The organism is Streptomyces sp. NPDC051211 (genome assembly GCF_040689505.1).
In the GTDB taxonomy this organism is placed as follows: Bacteria; Actinomycetota; Actinomycetes; order Streptomycetales; family Streptomycetaceae; genus Streptomyces.
Window position 1 is genome coordinate 92,043 of sequence record NZ_JBFBAV010000014.1, and the last position, 16,841, is coordinate 108,883.

The following is a 16,841-nucleotide window of genomic DNA, read 5'->3' on the forward strand; positions in this document are numbered from 1 at the left end:
CCTCCTCCAGCAGCCCTAGGTCTCCGGTCGATCCGTCCCGGGATCAGCCCGCCACGGGCCGTCCCTCGAGGCGGCCGGTCACCACCAGGTTGCCGTCCGGGGTGCGTCGGGCGAGGTCGCCGGTGCGGAAGTAGCCGTCGGCGGTGAAGGAGCGGGCGTTGTGTTCGGGCGCCCGGTAGTAGCCCCGCACCGTGTGGGGGCCGCGGGCGAGGAGTTCGCCGGACTTCCCGTCGGGCACGTCCTTGCCGTCGGCGTCGACGATGCGGATCTCGTCGTCGGGCGAGAGCGGGCGGCCCTGCGTGGTGAGCACGGTCTCGTCCGGATCGGCGGGCCGGGTGAGCGTGAGCAGCCCCTCGGGCGTGCAGAAGACCTGCTGCAGGCGGCAGCCCGATGCGGCGCCCATCCGTTCGGCGGTGGCCCGGCGCAGGGGCCCGCCGCCGATCTGCACGAGACGCAGACTGCTCACGTCGTTTTCCCGGACCGTGGGAAGTGCGTCGAGCCAGAGCTGGGCGACGGCGGGCGTCACCGAGGTGAGGGTGACCCGTTCCCGTCCGATGACCGGAAGGCATTCGGCGGGTTCCGGGTTCTCGACGAGGACGACGGTGCCGCCGGCGGAGAGGGTGCCGACGATGCCGGGGCTGCCGAGGGTGAAGTTGAGCCCGGCGGGCAGCGCGGCGAGATACACGTCGTTCTCGGTGAGCGACACCAGCTCGGCGGCGGCCCGCGCCTGGTAGGCGTAGTCGTCGTGGGTGCGCGGAACGAGCTCGGGCGGAGCGGTGGTGCCGCCGGAGAGCAGGAAGAACGCCACCCGGTCGGCGCTCTGCACCAGCGCCGGCGCGGGCGGGGAGTCGATCGAGCCCAGCGGGAAGTAGTGGCAGCCCGACGGGTCGGTCGTGTAGCCGCCGTACGGGGAGGAGGCGCCCGGCGCCTCAAGGGTGAACACCCGCCGCAGGAAGGGCCCTCGGGCGGCGATGTCCGCGGCCATCGCCGTGTGGTCGAAACCCCGGTACGTCGAGGGGCCGACGTAGCCGACGGCCTGGGTGACCTGCACCAGGTGGGACACCTCGGACGCGCGGTGCGAGACCGGGCACAGCACGGGGACCGCGCCGGCGCGCATCAGCGCGAACACGGTGACGACGAACTCGGGAACGTTCGGCAGCTGGACGACGACCCGCTGCCCGGGCCGGAGGGCGAGCAACCGGAATCCGGCGGCCATGCGGTCCACGCGCCGGTTCAGGTTCGCGTACGTGATCCGGGTGCCGCCGTGCACGAGCGCGGTCCGCGGCCCGTACTGCAGGGCCCAGCCGCGCAGCAGGTTGTCCAGCGTGTTGCCCCGCCAGTGCCCGGCCGCCCAGTAACGGTCGACGAACTCCTCGGGCCAGGGCGTGCAGCCGTCGAGCATGGATGTCCTTCGCTTCCTTCTGTACCGACCCCGCCGTCTTGACCTTGGAATCCAATCCGCCAACACCGGTACGGACAATGCGCTTTCCCACCCATGGACGCCGACGGCCATCAGCGGAAAGACCAATGCGCGCCGCTGACCAGGAGGAACGGTCGGCTTTGTGAACGCGCCATGGCAGTCGTGTTGCGGGGGCCGGGTTTCCCTTCCGGCCCTGGCCCTGCCCGCCGTACGGTCGGTTCATCGACACCACACAGCCGTGTGCCCGAGTGGTTGAGGGACTCGCCTGCAAAGCGGGTTACGCCGGTTCGAATCCGGTCACGGCTTCTCCGAAGGCCGCTCAGCAGGCGCTCTGAGCGGCCTTCACCTTGTACGCGGTCAGGATCCGTCCTTTGCGGCGGGGTCCGGCGCGGGAAGGGCATCGGGACGGCCGGGCAGGCCGCCGTTGCCGGCGCAGCCGAGTTCCTTGGCGATGGAGAGCGCCGCCGAATGGACGGCAGCCAGATAGTCGGGGCCGAGGACGGCCGCACCCATGCTCCCGTCCCACTGCTCGCGCAACATGAGCCTGATGCGCAGCGGAACGTCTGCGGTGGAGCCGGCTCGGGAGCTGACGCAGTCGTACGAGAGGTGGACCTGCTTCCCGCTGGACGACGCCCTCGGACCGCGGTCCTTCAGGCTGGGGAATTCTTCCGGATCGCCGACGTGCTTGCTGTAGCCGTCGACCCACAGATCGGCCGAACGGTAATAGCCGTCCTTGGGCCTGCCCGAGACCTGGCAGATCTGGTCGGGCATGTCGCGGATCCCCTTGCCCGCCTTGTATCCGTTCTCCAGCGCTTTCACGACCGCCTGGACTCCCACGTTCTTCTTCTCGTCCCGGATCTCGAACTCTGTCGATTCGAGGAACCGTTCCAGCGCCTTGCCGCCCTCCGCACCGAAGAGACCCGGGCACAGCCGGGCGACCGACACGAACTTCCGCCCCTGAGTAGCCGAGGACTCCGGCTCGGGCTCGGACTCGGGGCCGCTGCATCCGGCCAGCAAGCCGAGCGCGGCCAACCCGCAGCCCGCGGCCCGCAGTCGTCTGTGCAGCCTCATCACTTCTTGCCCGTCTCCGGTTGGTGTCCCTGCTGATCGGCGAGGCGGTTGCCGGTCTGGTAGCCGTCCCGCATCGACTCGATCAGGTTGTTGCCGAACGTGCTCGTCGAATCGATGCCGTGATGCGTCATGAAACGGTCCATCGGCGCCTTCGCACTGTGCTCGCCCGCCTGGTACATCTCCTTCGTAGTGGCGTGTGTCTTTTCGTCCACCTCGTCCTTGTGCTTCTCCACCGCATCGGAGGACCACTCGCCGATGACGGAGGCAGCGGCCTGCTCCACTGCACCGCTGCCCACGTCCACGGCCAGCGGTACGAGAATCGCCGCCGCGCCGGCGGCCGCGGCGGTGGCCGGAAGGAACGCGACACCGGCCGCGATGGCAGCCGTCGTGCCGAACTCCACCCAGGCCGCCCGCTGCTCGTGGGCATTCTCGTACTCCACGTGCTTCTTCTCGCCCTCGGCGATGACCTGGTTCGCCCGCGACTCGTCGAGCATGCCCTGCACCTCGGCCGTGGTCCGGATGGTCGCACGGGCCTTGCCTTCGTCGACTTGGCCGTCGTGGAAACCCTGGGTCTCCAGGACGCTGGCCGAGTAGATGCGCTCGGCCGTGGAAACGGTCGCGTAGGCATCGGGATGCTGGCCCAGCGCGCTGAGCAGATTGCGCGCGCCCTCCAGCCCAAAGTCCGCGTGGCCGTTGGAATCCTTGGGCTCGAAGACGCTGCTGGTCCCCTGGTCGGCGATGGCCCGGTTGACGTCGTCGATGTAACCGGCCGTCATATTGCCCAGGCTGTCCGCCAGCGACTCGTGGGCCTTGAGGAGGCCGGCATCGCCGCCGTACTTCTCGGCGGCCGCCTCCATGACGCGCGCCCCCGTGTCGGTCCGGTTGAGTTCCGGTTTGGGGTCGTCCCAGGCATGGCCGAGCGTTGCTGCCTCCAGCGCATGCCCCAGCGCCTCCGGCATGTGCTGCTGGACCTTCTTCAGGTCGTCCGGGTTCGTCCCCTCCATGTCGATGGTGAAGTCGTACTTCTCGTTGCCGAAGAAGTCGAGGTAGTTCTTGATCGGCTTCTTGTCCTCGCCCTTGCCCAGGTCGGGCTCGCCGGCCTTGACCGTGCCGTCCTGGTTGTACGCGGGGAGGGGTTCGCGCTCCGGGTCGAAGAACTGTGCCGCGGCCGCCGGGCTGTGCCCGAGCGCCTCCAGGAAGCTGACCACCGGGTCGTAGCCGGCCCCGTTGACCCCGGACGGGTTGAACAGGTTCTTCCCGTAGCCGTTGAGGTGCCGCGACTGGTTGAAGAAGTCGGGGTCCTTGGCGTGGATCTGGGTGGCGTGCTCGGCGATCGGGACGAGGAACTTCGGGTCGTAGTTGCCGTACCGCATGATGCCGCCGAGCAGCTGGTAGCCGAACGGCGGGTTCTGGTCGTACTTGGCCAGCGGAATTCGCTCCGTGCCCAGCTTGCGCAGCTCCTGAGCGAAGCTGTCAGGCAGGTGCGGCTCTGTCTTGGAGCTGGTCGCGGTGGCGAGGTTGAGGCCGAGGTTCTTCTGCAGCTCCTGTACGTCCTTCAGCCGCTGCGCGTCGACCTTCGACCAGTCGTACGTGTCCGTGGACATGTAGCCGAAGAACTCCAGCGCACCCTTGGGCCCGAGCGATTCGTAGAACCTGGTCGAGAACTCCGGCACCTTGGCGTTGTCCGCCAGCAGCTCGTTGAGCTCCACGAGCTCCTCGTGCTTGAGGTCGCGGCCCTTCTTGGCGAGCTCGGCGGCCCGGCCCGCCTGTTCGGAGGCGATGCTGGTGTACTTCGGCCCGCTGAAGTTGTTGTCGTCGGTGATGTTCGCCGCCAGCATGCGGGCCAGGGACTGATCGGCGTCGTCGCAGCTTTCGATGAGGGCGTAGATCTTCCGCTGCCACTCCCCACGGTGCTGCTCCGCCGTCTGCACGTAGTCGGGATCGTGGCGGGCTGCGTTCTCGGTCCCCGGGTCGGCGAAGGGCACCCGGGACACCCGCCCTTCGCCGTCCACCCGAAACCCGGCGACCGGGGCCTCCACCTCTACGATCTTCTTCAGCTGGTCCTTGGCCGACTTGAACGCGTCGTACCCGCTGGTCAGGGCCTGGTGGACGCCCTTGGCCTGCTGGGCCGCGTCGTCGAACTCCTTGGCCACCTTCGCGATGAACGGCCGCCCCGCCCCGGCCGTGACCCCGCTCCACTCGGCCTTGTCGGCCTTGGCCTTCATGCCCTCACGGGCTTCCCGGGCCAGCTCCTCCAGCTTGGTGACCATCGCGCCCCAGTCGGTCACCGCCGTGTTCAGCTTGTCCAGGGGTGCGTTCATCACGTTCTCGAACGTCAGCACTGTCCTGCGCCCGCCCTTACTTCAGGTACTCGTCGACCTTGGACTGAGTGAATGCTGCGTGGATCTGCGCGTCCTGCTTGCCGAGGGAGTTGATGGAGTAGTTCAGGGTGTTGGAGATGTGCGCGCAGCCGGCGAGGAGGGTCTTCAGCTGCGAGTCCCACCGGTCGTGCACGGTGAGCAGCGCGGCCCCGCTCGCGAAGCCCTCGCCCTTCAGCTGGTTGCCGGCCTCGGCAGTGGCGGTCTTGGCGTGCTTGCCGTCGCGGAACAGCCGGTCGTGGAGGACGTACGCGTCATGGCCGATGGCGCCGATGTGGTCCTGGTTGACCAGGAGGTCCTCGTTACCGCCTCCGCCACCGCCGGGATCGGCCGGCAGCTGGTTGAGCCGCGTGCCGACGTTCGCGGCGGCGGCTGCCCTGGCGGTGGACCACTCTTCGTCGAACGACATGCGGTTCAGTCCTGTCTGCTGGTCGGCGGTGTCAGCGGTTCCTGCCGCGCACAACCACTGCGGTGACCGCTCCCCCGATCAGCACGGCCGCGCCGATCCCCAGGGCGATCCAGGGGAGGCTGCTGCCGCCGCTGTCCGTGTCCGCCTTGTCGGCCTGGGCGGCCGGAGCCGAGGCGGCCGGCGGGGCGGGCGCGGGCGAGTTCGGCGGGGGCGATGCAGCGGCGGCCAGGTCGGGCAGCGGCCACTCGTTGGCGGGGCCGGGGTCACCGGGGTTGGTCAGGGCGATCCGGGGGCGGACCACGCCGTAGCCGATGTGGTTGTTGCGCTGGACGCCGTCCCGGGGCTTGCCGGCGGTGTTGAGGAGGACGCGGAGGACCTGGTTGTTGGTCCAGTCGGGGTGGGCGGACCAGATGAGCGCGGCGGAGGCGGAGGCGAGGGCGGTGGCGTCACTTGTGCCGTGGTTCTTGCAGACTCCAGTCTGCTTCGTGCACGCCACGACGATGTCCATCCCCGGCGCGGCCAGATCGACCTGTGCGCCCTTCTGGGACTCCGCGGTGGCGTTGCCCTGGCGGTCGATGGCACCCACCCCCACTACACCCGGAGTCGCGGCCGGGTACAGGACGTTGTTCGTCCCCTGAGCCGAGTTCCCGACACCAGCGAAGATCAGCTTGCCTTTGGACACGGCGTACTTCACTGCCTCGGCTCGGGCAGGATCGTCACCCACGCCCTGACCGCCAGTGGCCAGCGAAATGTTGATGACCTTGGCGTCCGAATCTGCCGCGTACCGAATTGCCTCCGTCCAGGAGGGGCTCCTGGGGTCCGCGTCATCCTTCACGCGAAGCGGCATGATCTTGACACCTGGGGCAAGCCCGAAGGCACCGTCGCCCGACGGGTGCTTGCCCGTTCCAGCGATCATCGCCGCCATTGTGGTGCCGTGCCCGTCATAGTCGGTGCGTTCATCACCCCGGGCATTTGTCGCGAAGTTCTTGCCAGGCAGAACCTGCCCTTCCAGTTCAGGCAGACGGCCAACACCAGTATCGATCACCGCGACGGTGACCCCTTTACCGGTGCTGGTCTTCCACATCTCGTCGGCCTTCATGGAGTCGAGATGCCATTGTTGCGACCGGATGGACTCCGCGTGGGCCGGAGTCGCGGCGACTCCGGCCAACAGCAGACCCATCAGAACCGACGTGGCTTTCCGCATGCGCATCTCGTACAGAGTCCGTTCGCTCAGTCGACCACCGGCCGGCCAACCTGGCGGTTGTCCTGCCACGTCTCTTCGTCCTCGACCAGATAGTCGGGACGCTCACCGTTCTCGTCATCACGGCGTCGGCCCGGCACCTGGGCACCGACAGGGCCGGCTCCCGGGTTGCCACGGACCAGACCCGATCCCCCCTGAGTGAAGGGCCGAGCACCCGTGGTCGAACCCGTGGCCCCACCAATGGGACGGCCACCGACGACACCGCCGGGCTCGTGGGCGAGCCGACGACCCGAGCCGGGCGCTCCCTGGACTCCGCCGCCGTTGAAGCCGCCACCGCCACCCATACCCGGGCCGTAGCCGGCTCCCTGCCGTCCGACCTGAGCGTGGGGCTCGTTGCCGATGACATTGCCGCGCGGAATTCCGGACGAGGGTCCGGTCGTATTCACCGGACGGCCTCCGTGGATACCGGAGTCGCGGGGCGGGATACCGGGCGGGCCGCCGACGACCTTGCCGATCGGGCCCGGCATCCCGGGCAGGTTGGTTACGGGAGGCCGACCGGGGCCGACGGGGCTGGGACCAGGCATGTTCCGGCCGCTGATCGGCGGCAGCGTCACAGGCGGCACGGGCACGACGGGGTTCGGACCGACAGGACTCGGCCCAGGTCCCGGTGCAACGGGCGGCACCGGCGAAACCGTCGTAGGCGGCGGGAGGGTCGCGACATGGTCCAGGTCGAGGTCCACGTCCCGGTCCGGCACGACCGGCGTGACGGGAGACGGGCCAGGGCCAGGTGCCGGCTGGACGGGCGACGGCGTGGTGGGGTCCTGGTTCGCCGGCGGGTGGCCGGGAACCCAGCCGGGCTCGGGCGAAGGACCACGGGTGTCCCCGGTCTGGGTGGGATACCGCGCCTCGCGCAGGGCATAGCCCTGCCCAGGGTCCCCACTCGACCGGGAAATCTCCGTTCCCCCGTCGACCATCGTGGGAACAAGCGTCTCCGGCGCGGGCGGAAACGTCGGAACCGGCGCCGCATTGATCTGCGTCGTCGACGCCTCGTACGACTGCGCCAGCTTGTTCATCTGCTGCACAGCGTCCAGGCGGTCCCCCGACAGCTTCGAGTGCGCCTCCTGCCCGATCTTCTGTGCGTCCGGGTCGTTGCGGGCCTCCCGCGACGCCTCCAGGTTGTCGTACGCCTTCTGGTCGTACGCCGGCATGTTCGCCTTCACCTCGGCGATCGTCTGCGCCGCGTTGACCATCCACTCGCCGCCGGTCTTGCTGTACTCGCCCAGCCGGAGGGTCGAGTTGCCCAGGCGGTTGACCCAGTCCTGGAAGGCGTCGGCGGCCGCGCCCTCCCAGTTCTCGACCTTGTGGTTCTTGAGGTCGTTGCCGATCTTCGTGATCTCGATCTCGGCGTCCTTCAGGAGCTGGCCGCGCGTCTTGACCTTCTCCCCGTCCACCGAGGCCAGCATCGCCAGCAGTTCCTTGTGCGAGTAGCCCTCAAAGTTCGTCGCCATTACATGTCACCCCCGGACGTGCTCTCGTTGGTGCCCTGGCCGGTGGACGTCGGCGCCTGGGTGGTCGGTTCCTGCTTTCCGCCGCCCGTCTTGTCCGCCTCCGGGTCGCGCGCCGGGACGTACTGCTCCTGCGCCTGCTTCTGCAGCGCGCGCATCCGTGCCTTGACGTCCTCGTCCATGTTCTCGTAGCCCACCCGCGAGGCCTCGATCGCGATCGCCAGCGACTCGATCTGATTCGCCAGCGTCTTCGAGAGGTTCTCCATCTCGGTGCGGACCTTGTTGTACGCCGTGTGCAGGCTGGCCGCCTCCACGAAACCCTTGCCCAGGTCCTCGGCGCCCAGCGTGCCGTCGGCGAACTTGCCGTGCTCTGCCTTGGAACCCTTCAGCTGGTCCAGCAGAGCGTCGACACGCTTCTTGTAGTTCACCATCGACTCGTGCTCGACGAACAGGGCCGGGGCCTGCGCCGCAATCAGGCCCCTGTTCGCCAACGAGATCATGCTGCCGCCCGGAACGAACGGCAGCACCGCCTCAAACGCATCCCCTGCCACGATGGCCTCCCCGTCTCCCCGTTTCTCCCCGTTGTCGCGACGCTCCGTCGCTCCCCGTCCCCGTTCGCACCTGTTCGCACTTCAGACTCGCGCAGACTTACGGCCAACTCTATCGAGCGGCGCCGACAGGCCCAACCCCGGGGTTGCACGTGCAATGCGGGTCACACGGTCAGGAGTTGGGCACCGGCGCCGTCGCCGGTACCGCCACCGCCGCCGACGGGCGGATCGGAAGGCGGTTGACGGGTCGGCCCGTTGCCGAGCGGACTGCCGAGGCTACCGCCGCCGGCGCCGTCACCACAGGGACCGCGCTGGCCGCCTTCGCGCCGAAGGGGGCCACCACGTCCCGTTCCTCGACGAGTTTGACGATGCGTACGGTGGGCGCGTCCAGGGAAGTCGGCAGCGCATAACCCGTCAGGTCGGGGTGGCGGATCAGGCCCGAGGCCGTGCGGAGGTTCTCGGTGAGGGCCGCGCCGACGCCCTGGGTGACGCCCGCCTCGATACGGGCGGCCAGCTGCCGCGGGTTGAGGACGCGGCCGACGTCCTGGGCCACGGCCAGTTCCACCACCCGGACCGAGCCGAGCTCGATGTCCACGTCCACCACCGCGCGGATCGCGCAGAAGGCGAGCCCGACGAAGGCGTCGCCCTGGCCGTCCGCGTCGAGCGGTTCGGTCGGGTGCGGCCGGCACTGGGCGGTGGCCCAGAGCTCCTTGCCCGCCAGTGCCTCCGCCACCGTGGTCGAGAAGGCGCCGTCGTACGAGGTGATCCGGCCGTCCGCGATCTGGAGCAGCTCGGTGGACATGCCGAACTTGGCGGCGAGCGGCTGGAGGAGCTGCGTACGGACCATCTTCGCGGCCCGCTCGACGGCCCCGCCCGACACCCAGGTGTGGCGGCCGTGCGTGGCCGGGCCGGCCGGCGGCTGGTCGGTGTCGGCCGGGGCGACCAGCACCTCGTCGACGCCCAGGACCTCCTGGACGATCTGCCGGGCGAGCGTGGTGAAGCCCTGGCCGGTTTCGACGGCCGCGCAGATGACGGTTGCGGTGCCGTCGGTGACCTTGACCGTGGCGGTGGAGACCTCGTCGGTGCCTTCCGCGCCGAGCATGTGGACCATGCCGACGCCGTAGCCGACGCCGCGCCGGACGGCACCCGGCTCGCCCGCGCCCTCGGGGCCGCCGGGCAGCAGCCAGTCCTCCTCCGGGGTGTCCTTCGGCAGCGAGGGCAGCTCGAAGTCGCGGACGGCGCGCAGGAGTTCGGCGACCGGGGCGGGGCAGGTCACGGTCTGGCCGGTGGGGAGCAGGTCGCCGGTGGCGAGGACGTTGCGCAGGCGCAGCTCGGCGCCGTCGATGCCGAGTTCGGCGGCGAGCTTGTCCATCTGGCCCTCGTACGCGGCGCAGACCTGCATCGCGCCCTCGCCGCGGACGTGCCCGGAGGGCGGGTTGTTGGTGCGTACGGCCCAGCCCTCGACGAAGGCGTGCGGGACGACGTACGGGCCGCAGGCGAAGGCGACGGCCGCGGCGAGCGATTCGGCGGAGGAGTCGGCGTACGCGCCCGCGTCCATCAGGATCTGCGCCTCGACCTTGACCAGCCGGCCCTCCGCGTCCGCGTGGTGGCGGTAGCGGAGCAGGGTCGGGTGCCGGTGGGCGTGGCCGAGGAAGGACTCCTCGCGGGTGGCGGCGAGTTTCACCGGGCAGCCGGTGCGCAGGGCGAGCAGGCCGAGCGGCAGCTGGAAGCCGGAGTCCTCGCGGTCGGCGGTGGCGCCGGGGACGCCGGTGACGACGACCTTGACCCGCTCCGGTTCGAGGCCGAAGCAGGCGGCGGCGAGGTCGCGGTCGGCGTGCGGGTCGGTGGAGGCGGTGTAGAGCTCGACTCCGCCGTCGGGGCGGGGTACGGCGAGTCCGGCCTCGGCGCCGATGGGGGCCGGGTCCTGGCGGCCGATCCGGTACAGGCCCTCGACGACGACCTCGCCGGTGGCCTCCGGGTCGCCGTAGCGGAGCGGGATGTGCCGGATCAGGTTGCCGTCGGGGTGCAACGGCTCGGCGGCGAAGGCCTGTTCCGGGTCGGTGACGGCGTCGAGGAGCTCGTATTCGACGGCGATCGCGGCTGCGGCGAGGCGGGCGGCGTCGGGGTGGTCGGCGGCGACGGCGGCGATGGGCTCGCCGTGGTGGCGGACCACGTCGTGGGCGAAGACCGGGCGGTCGGCGATCCGCCGGCCGTGGGTGGTGGCGCCGGGGACGTCGGCCTGGGTGACGACGGCCCGCACGCCGGGCATGGCGGCGGCCGCGGTGGTGTCGATGGAGAGGATCCGGGCGTGGGCGTGCGGCGAGCGGAGCACGGCGGCCCAGAGCAGGCCCTCGGCCCAGAGGTCGGCGGCGTAGGGGAAGGTTCCCTCGGCCTTGGCCCGGGCGTCGGCGGGCATCACGGAGGCGCCGATTCCGCGCGGGAACTCGTGGGCGGTGGAGTCGGGGGTGGCGGCGGCCTGGGCGGTGGCCGCGGAGATACCGATGGCCGTTGCCGCGTCGCTGGCGGTCACGCCATGCCTCCGTGGTGGTCGGGGTGGATGCCGCCCTCGCCGGGCGGAGCCTGGTGCGGGATGCGGGGTTCGGCCGACGCGGAGGCCGAGGCCGCCTCTGCTGCTGCCTCGGCTGCCGCTTCGGCGGTCGCTTCGCGCTCGGCGACCACCTCGCGGACGGCGTCCAGCACGCCGTGGTAGCCGGAGCAGCGGCAGAGGTTGCCGCAGAGGGCCTGGCGGGTCTCCAGCTCGCTGGGGGCGTGGTTGCCCTCCAGCAGGTCGTGGATGGTCATGGCCATGCCGGGTACGCAGAAGCCGCACTGCACGGCGCCCGACCGGCAGAGGGCCTGCTGCACGTCGGAGAGTTCGCCGCCGGTGGCGAGCCCTTCGACGGTACGGACCTCCGAGCCGGCGGCGGTGGCGGCCGGGACCAGGCAGGAGTTGACGAGCCGGCCGTCGACCTGCACGGCGCAGGCCCCGCACTCGCCCTGCGAGCAGCCGTCCTTGGCGCCGGCCAGGCCGAGCCGCTCGCGCAGCACGTAGAGCAGGGACTCGCCGATCCAGGCGCCGGTGACGGGGCGGTCGGCGCCGTTGACGCGGAGCACGTAGGAGGCGAGGGGGTGTTCGGCGCTGTGCACGACGGCGGGCGCATCGTGGGCGGCCAGGGCGTACGGCTCCCCGGGCGCGGCCACGCCGTCACCGTCGGCGGTCGGGCCGACAGCGTCGGCGGCCGGGCCGCCCGCGGTGCCGTCGTCGCCGTCCCGCCGGTCCGCCGGGAGGTCCCCCGCGGGCTCGAAGGCGCCCGCGTGGCCGTCCGCTTCGCCGCCGCCGCCGTCGCCGTCGCCGTCGCCGACGCCGTCCACCGGCGCATGCCCGGCGGCCTCTGCCTCGGCCTCCGCCCCGGCGGCCTGGCTGTGCCCACCGGGACCGAACGCGTCCGCGGCGTGCGCCGCATCGGCGTACGGCAGGGCAATCCCCTCGGCCGGCGTGTGCCCCTCCGGCACGAACCCGCCTGCGGCCGCCCCGGCGTACGGGTCCCCGCCCGGCAGCGGAGTGCCCCCGGCCGGCGTGTGCCCCTCCGGCACGAACCCACCTGCGGCCGCCCCGGCGTACGGGTCCCCGCCCGGCAGCGGGGTGCCCTCCGCCGGGGTGTGGCCCCCGGGCATGGCCGCGGCGGCGGCGTGCGCCGCATCGGAGTACGGGAGGGCAACGCCCCCGGCCGGGGTGTGCCCGTCCGGCACGAACCCGCCGGCGGCTGCCGCGGCGTACGGGTCGCCACCCGGCAACGGAGTGCGCTCGGCCGGGGTGTGGCCCCCGGGCACGGCAGCGGCAGCGGTCGCGGCGTGCGCCGCAGCGGCGTACGGGTCGCCTCCCGGCAGCGGGGTGCCCTCGGCCGGGGTGTGCTCCTCCAGCGCCAACCCGCCCGCGGCCGCCCCGGCGTACGGGTCGCCGCCGCCGGCCGCAGCGTGGCCGGCGGGCACGGACGCGGCGTGCGCGGCGGCGTACGGGTCCGCACCCGGCAGCGGGATGCCATCGGCCGGAGTGTGGGCAGCGGGCACGGCCGCGGCGTGCACCGAGGCGTACGGCAGGGCGACGCCCTCGGCCGGGGTGTGGCCGGCCGAGGCGTACGGGTCCTCCAGGGACGGGGCGCCCGGCAGCTCGGTGCCCGCGGCCGGGGTGTGCCCGTCCGGCGCCGATCCGCCCGCGGCCGCCCCGGCGTACGGGTCGCCGCCGTCGGCCGCAGCGTGGCCGGCGGGCACGGACGCGGCGTGCGCGGCGGCGTACGGGTCCGCACCCGGCAGCGGGATGCCGTCGGCCGGGGTGTGGGCAGCGGGCACGGCCGCGGCGTGCACCGAGGCGTACGGCAGGGCGACGTCCTCGGCCGGGGTGTGGCCGGCGGGCCCGGCCGCAGCCGCAGCCGCGTACGGGTCGGTGCCCTCCGCGAAGCCCGGGTACGGCGCTTCCGTGCGCGGGGACGGGATGGTGTCGTGGGGGCCCGGGTGCTGGCGTTCCGAGGTGATCGGGGTCGGCGCCGGGCCGTGGGCCGCTTCGATGTCCGGGGCCGGGTGGACCGGCTCGCCCTCCGGGAGGGTGCCCACGCCGGGTCCGCCCAGTACGCGGCCGCGCTGCGTGCCGCCGGCTCCCGCCTGCGGCGCGTAGGCACGTACGCCGTCGAACTCCGGCTGGGTCGCCCACGGGGCCGACGCGCCGCCGGGCAGGGTCGCGGGGGCCTGGCTCCAGTCGGCCACCGGGACCGCCCACTGGCCGGTGTCGGCCGTGGCGGCCTCGGCGAAGTGCCACTCCGCCGTGGCGCCCGGGTCCGGGTCCGCCTCCGGCGACGGGTCCGGGGCCTGGGCGAAGGCCGGCTCCTGGTCCGGTCCCGGCTCGGGAGCCGCAGCGGAGGCCGCCTCGGGCCACTGGACCGGCATCGTCCACGTCCCCGTCGTCGCCGCCGGGTCCGTGCTCGCCGCCGGGCCGACGGCCGCGGCCGGTACCGGCGGCACCGCGATCACGGGCGGCACGATCACCGGCGGCACGTAGCCGTGCCCCGGCGCCGCGAGGGGCTCGCCGGTGCCCGCCCCGCCCAGCATGTCCTCCGGCAGCTTCACGAACGCCGTCGCGTCGGAGTCGTACTCGCCGCCGTGCGGGACCGGCTCCCAGCCCCAGGCCGTCCCCTGCCCCTGGCCGTGCCCCTGCTCCGTACCGCCGCCACCGCTCACGTGCCCGTGCCCGTTCTCGTTCTCGCTCATGAGGTCAGTGCCCTCCCCAGGGCCCTGCGTGCCAGCACCGCCACCGTCCGCCGCAGCTGCAGGACGCCGGCCGGAACCGGATCGCCCTGGTCGGGGACGCACGCGGCCGCGACGTACTCGCCGAAGGCCTCCAGTGCCTCGGGCGCGAGCCGCCGTTCCGCATCCCAGTCGATCAGGGAGGCCACCCACTGCTCGGCCTCCAGCGGCCGCAACGGCATCGGCGCGACCGCGCCGACCGCGATCCGCACCCCGCGCCGGGCCGGGTCCAGGACCAGCCCCACCGAGGCGATCGCGCGGCCCGGGCCGGTCCGGCCGGTCGCCTTCAGGAACACCTGCGGGGCGTGCAGCAGCGGGACCCGCACGTAGCCGATCAGTTCGCCGGCCCGCAGCATTTCGCGGCCGGCCAGCAGGTGGGAGACGGGGATCTCGCGCCGCGCGCCGTCCGGGCCGGCGATGATCAGTACGGCTTCCAGGGCCGCCAGCACCGGCAGGGCGTCGCCCGTGGGCGCGGCCGTGGCGATGTTGCCGCCCAGGGTGCCCGCGTTGCGGATCTGCGGGGGTCCGGCCGCCCGCGCGGCCGCGGCCAGCGCCGGGATCAGCGCGGCGAAGTCGGGCCGGCCCATCCGGGCGTGGGTGAGGCCGGCGCCGAGGAGGGCGTGCCCGTCCTGGTACTGCCAGCCGCGGATCTCGTTGATCTTGCCGAGGCCGACCAGACCGGCGGGCCGCAGCAGGCCCGCGTTGACGGAGGCCATGAGGTCGGTGCCGCCGGCGACCGGCACGGCGGCGGGCATGGCGGCGAGTGCCTCCACGGCCTCGTCGAGCGAGGTGGGCAGCGTGACGGACTGCGTCACGGACTGCGCCGCCTGCGGTGCGTGCGTGGTCAACCCAGCTGCCCCTTCCCGATGTCCCGGTCTCGGCGCTCACGCCTGTCCGCCGTACGGTACGTGCTCACCGCCGGGACGTGGCAACTCTGGCACATCTTCCGCACCACCCCGGCGCGAGGGTGGGCCGGGCGCCCCCCGCCCCCGCCCCGTCCCGCTCCCGCCCGGTCTCCGAAAAGGAAACGTCCCTTTTTACGCATCTTTCTCCCCAAGGGGCCGACTTGGGCGAAGAGTTCACGTTCCCGAAATCCGCCCCGATCCACCCGACTCGTACCGAAGCCGAATCGGATACGCCCCGGATGCTCGCCGAATGCACGCCGGATTCGCACCGCAGTCGTACCGGGGTCGCACCGGGGTCGCACCGGCATCGGCTTCGGCTCACACGTTCGGGGGCGCCCCCTCGATCGGGCGTCCGGGGACCCCCGGCCGCCGCTGCCACGGCAACGGCCCGCCCGGCGGCCGGTAGTCGACCCCCAGCGCGTCCAGCCGCGCGTAGTGCCCCGCCGCCATCCGCGCCTCGAACCCCGCGTAGTCGCGCCGCTCCGGCTCGGGCAGCCGGGACCACACCACCTCCGCGAAGGCCGCCAGCCGCGGGAACACCTGGTAGTCGACCCGGTTCTGGTTTTCCATCACCTCGGTCCACACATTGGCCTGCGCGCCCAGCACGTGCCGGGCCGCGGCCTCCGACAGCTTCGGCGGTACCGGCTCGAACCGGTACACGTCCTCCAGCGAGCGCACGTACCCGATCGGCATCGGCTCGTCCGGGCCGCCGTCCTGACGGTGGTCCAGGTAGACCTGCTGTTCGGGGCACATCACCACGTCGTGCCCGGCCTCGGCGGCGGCGATGCCGCCCGCGTACCCGCGCCAGGAGGACACCGCCGCGCCGTCGGCCAGACCGCCCTCCAGGATCTCGTCCCAGCCGATCAGCCGCCGGCCGCGAGCCGCGAGCCAGCGGTCGAAGTGGCGGATGAACCAGGACTGGAGCTCGTCCTCGTCCCGCAGGCCGAGTTCGGCGATCCGCGCCTGTGCGGTCGGCGAGGCCTTCCACTGCTCCTTGGGGCATTCGTCGCCACCGATGTGCACGAACGGCGAGACCTCCGCCGGGAACAGCTCCAGCAGCTCCTCGAAGACGCCCTCGTAGAAGCGCAGTACGGCCTCGGTGGGGGCGAGGACGTTCGGGTTGATGCCCCAGTCCTCCCACACGCCGAGCGCGGACGTGTCGACGACGTCGGTGTTCCCGAGTTCCGGATAGGCGGCGATGGCGGCCTGCGAGTGGCCGGGTACGTCGATCTCCGGGACCACCCGGACGTGTCGTTCGGCGGCGTAGGCGACGATCTCGCGGATGTCGTCCTGGGTGTAGAAGCCGCCGTGCGGGGTGTCGTTCCAGCGGTCCGAGGACCCGTGGCCCCACTTGCTGCGGGCCCGCCACGCCCCGGCCACGGTGAGCCTCGGGTACCGCTCGATCTCGACCCGCCAGCCCTGGTCGTCCGTCAGGTGCAGGTGCAGGACGTTGAGCTTGTGCGCGGCGAGCAGGTCGATCCAGCGCAGCACCCCGTCCTTGGGCGTGAAGTGCCGGGCGACGTCGAGCATCATCCCGCGCCATCCGAAGCGGGGCCGGTCCTCGATGCGCCCGCGCGGCAGGCTCCAGGTCCGGCCGGGCAGCGGGGCCTTGCGGTAGGCGTGGGGGCCGAGCAGCTGGCGCAGCGTCTGGGCGGCCCAGAAGAGTCCGGCCGCCGACCCGCCGACCAGGTCGACCCTGCCCCCGCCCCCGTCCGCGTCCCCGTCCCCGTCCCCGTCCCCGTCCTCGTCCTCGCCGACGGTGATCCCGTACCCCTCGGGTCCGAGCCGCCCGCCGAGTTCCGGGTCCAGCCGCAGCCGTACGTCGGCCCGTGCGCCGGGTCCGGCGGCCGGCAGCGACCACCCGGTGGCCGCGCCCAGCTCGCGGCGCAGCCAGCGGGCCACGCCCTCGGTGCCGGGAGCCGCGTCGAGCAGCGGCTCGGGGCCCAGGGGGAGGCGGGGGCCGTCCCCGCGCAGTTCGACGACGGAAGGTACGGGGATCAGGTCCATGCGTCAGCCCTTCACAGCTCGCAGCGAAACCAGGAAACCAACGGCACCAGCGACACCGCGCCCCGCCTCGCCTCCCCCACCGCTCACCGCTCACTGAGGACT

Annotated in this window: 11 protein-coding genes and 1 tRNA gene; 1 reads left to right on the forward strand and 11 read right to left on the reverse strand. The window is 72.5% G+C overall.

The window, feature by feature from the left end:
* Nucleotides 1-43: 43 nt before the first annotated feature.
* Entirely contained in the window at nucleotides 44-1,402 is a 1,359-nt protein-coding gene (locus tag AB0447_RS16610; RefSeq protein WP_366477372.1) for an AMP-binding protein, read from the reverse strand.
* Nucleotides 1,403-1,654: 252 nt separating this feature from the next.
* Here AB0447_RS16610 and AB0447_RS16615 point away from each other — a divergent pair.
* Nucleotides 1,655-1,726 (forward strand) — tRNA-Cys (locus tag AB0447_RS16615).
* A gap of 51 nt (nucleotides 1,727-1,777) precedes the next feature.
* Here AB0447_RS16615 and AB0447_RS16620 read toward each other — a convergent pair.
* The 10 genes from AB0447_RS16620 to AB0447_RS16665 form a co-directional block, all read right to left on the reverse strand.
* On the reverse strand, nucleotides 1,778-2,491 hold the full coding sequence (locus AB0447_RS16620) for a hypothetical protein (RefSeq protein WP_366477373.1): 714 nt from the start codon (nucleotides 2,489-2,491) through the stop codon (nucleotides 1,778-1,780).
* On the reverse strand, nucleotides 2,491-4,812 hold the full coding sequence (locus tag AB0447_RS16625; protein ID WP_366477440.1) for a hypothetical protein: 2,322 nt from the start codon (nucleotides 4,810-4,812) through the stop codon (nucleotides 2,491-2,493). The genes AB0447_RS16620 and AB0447_RS16625 overlap by 1 nt, the downstream gene beginning before the upstream one ends.
* A 37-nt stretch (nucleotides 4,813-4,849) precedes the next feature.
* Nucleotides 4,850-5,278, reverse strand: coding sequence for a hypothetical protein (locus tag AB0447_RS16630; protein ID WP_366477374.1), 429 nt, complete (start codon nucleotides 5,276-5,278; stop codon nucleotides 4,850-4,852).
* 31 nt (nucleotides 5,279-5,309) lie between these two features.
* Complete coding sequence (gene mycP / locus AB0447_RS16635) at nucleotides 5,310-6,488, reverse strand: type VII secretion-associated serine protease mycosin (protein ID WP_366477375.1); 1,179 nt, start codon at nucleotides 6,486-6,488, stop codon at nucleotides 5,310-5,312.
* A 20-nt stretch (nucleotides 6,489-6,508) separates the two neighbouring features.
* Nucleotides 6,509-7,987 carry a hypothetical protein gene (locus AB0447_RS16640; RefSeq protein WP_366477376.1) on the reverse strand — a complete coding sequence of 493 codons (1,479 nt, stop codon included), beginning with the start codon at nucleotides 7,985-7,987 and terminating at the stop codon, nucleotides 6,509-6,511.
* Nucleotides 7,987-8,535, reverse strand: a complete 549-nt coding sequence (locus AB0447_RS16645) for a hypothetical protein (RefSeq protein ID WP_366477377.1) — start codon at nucleotides 8,533-8,535, stop codon at nucleotides 7,987-7,989. Before AB0447_RS16645 ends, AB0447_RS16640 begins: the two co-directional genes overlap by 1 nt.
* Nucleotides 8,536-8,704: 169 nt before the next feature.
* The gene (locus AB0447_RS16650; protein WP_366477441.1) at nucleotides 8,705-11,029 is read right to left on the reverse strand and encodes a xanthine dehydrogenase family protein molybdopterin-binding subunit; all 2,325 of its coding nucleotides are present in this window, start codon (nucleotides 11,027-11,029) and stop codon (nucleotides 8,705-8,707) included.
* A gap of 29 nt (nucleotides 11,030-11,058) precedes the next feature.
* Nucleotides 11,059-13,791: a (2Fe-2S)-binding protein gene (locus AB0447_RS16655; RefSeq protein ID WP_366477378.1), complete on the reverse strand. Its 2,733-nt coding sequence runs from the start codon at nucleotides 13,789-13,791 to the stop codon at nucleotides 11,059-11,061.
* Nucleotides 13,788-14,675, reverse strand: a complete 888-nt coding sequence (locus AB0447_RS16660) for an FAD binding domain-containing protein (protein ID WP_366477379.1) — start codon at nucleotides 14,673-14,675, stop codon at nucleotides 13,788-13,790. The genes AB0447_RS16655 and AB0447_RS16660 overlap by 4 nt, the downstream gene beginning before the upstream one ends.
* Before the next feature lie 375 nt (nucleotides 14,676-15,050).
* Nucleotides 15,051-16,739, reverse strand: a complete 1,689-nt coding sequence (locus AB0447_RS16665) for a beta-N-acetylhexosaminidase (protein ID WP_366477380.1) — start codon at nucleotides 16,737-16,739, stop codon at nucleotides 15,051-15,053.
* Nucleotides 16,740-16,841: the final 102 nt, after the last annotated feature.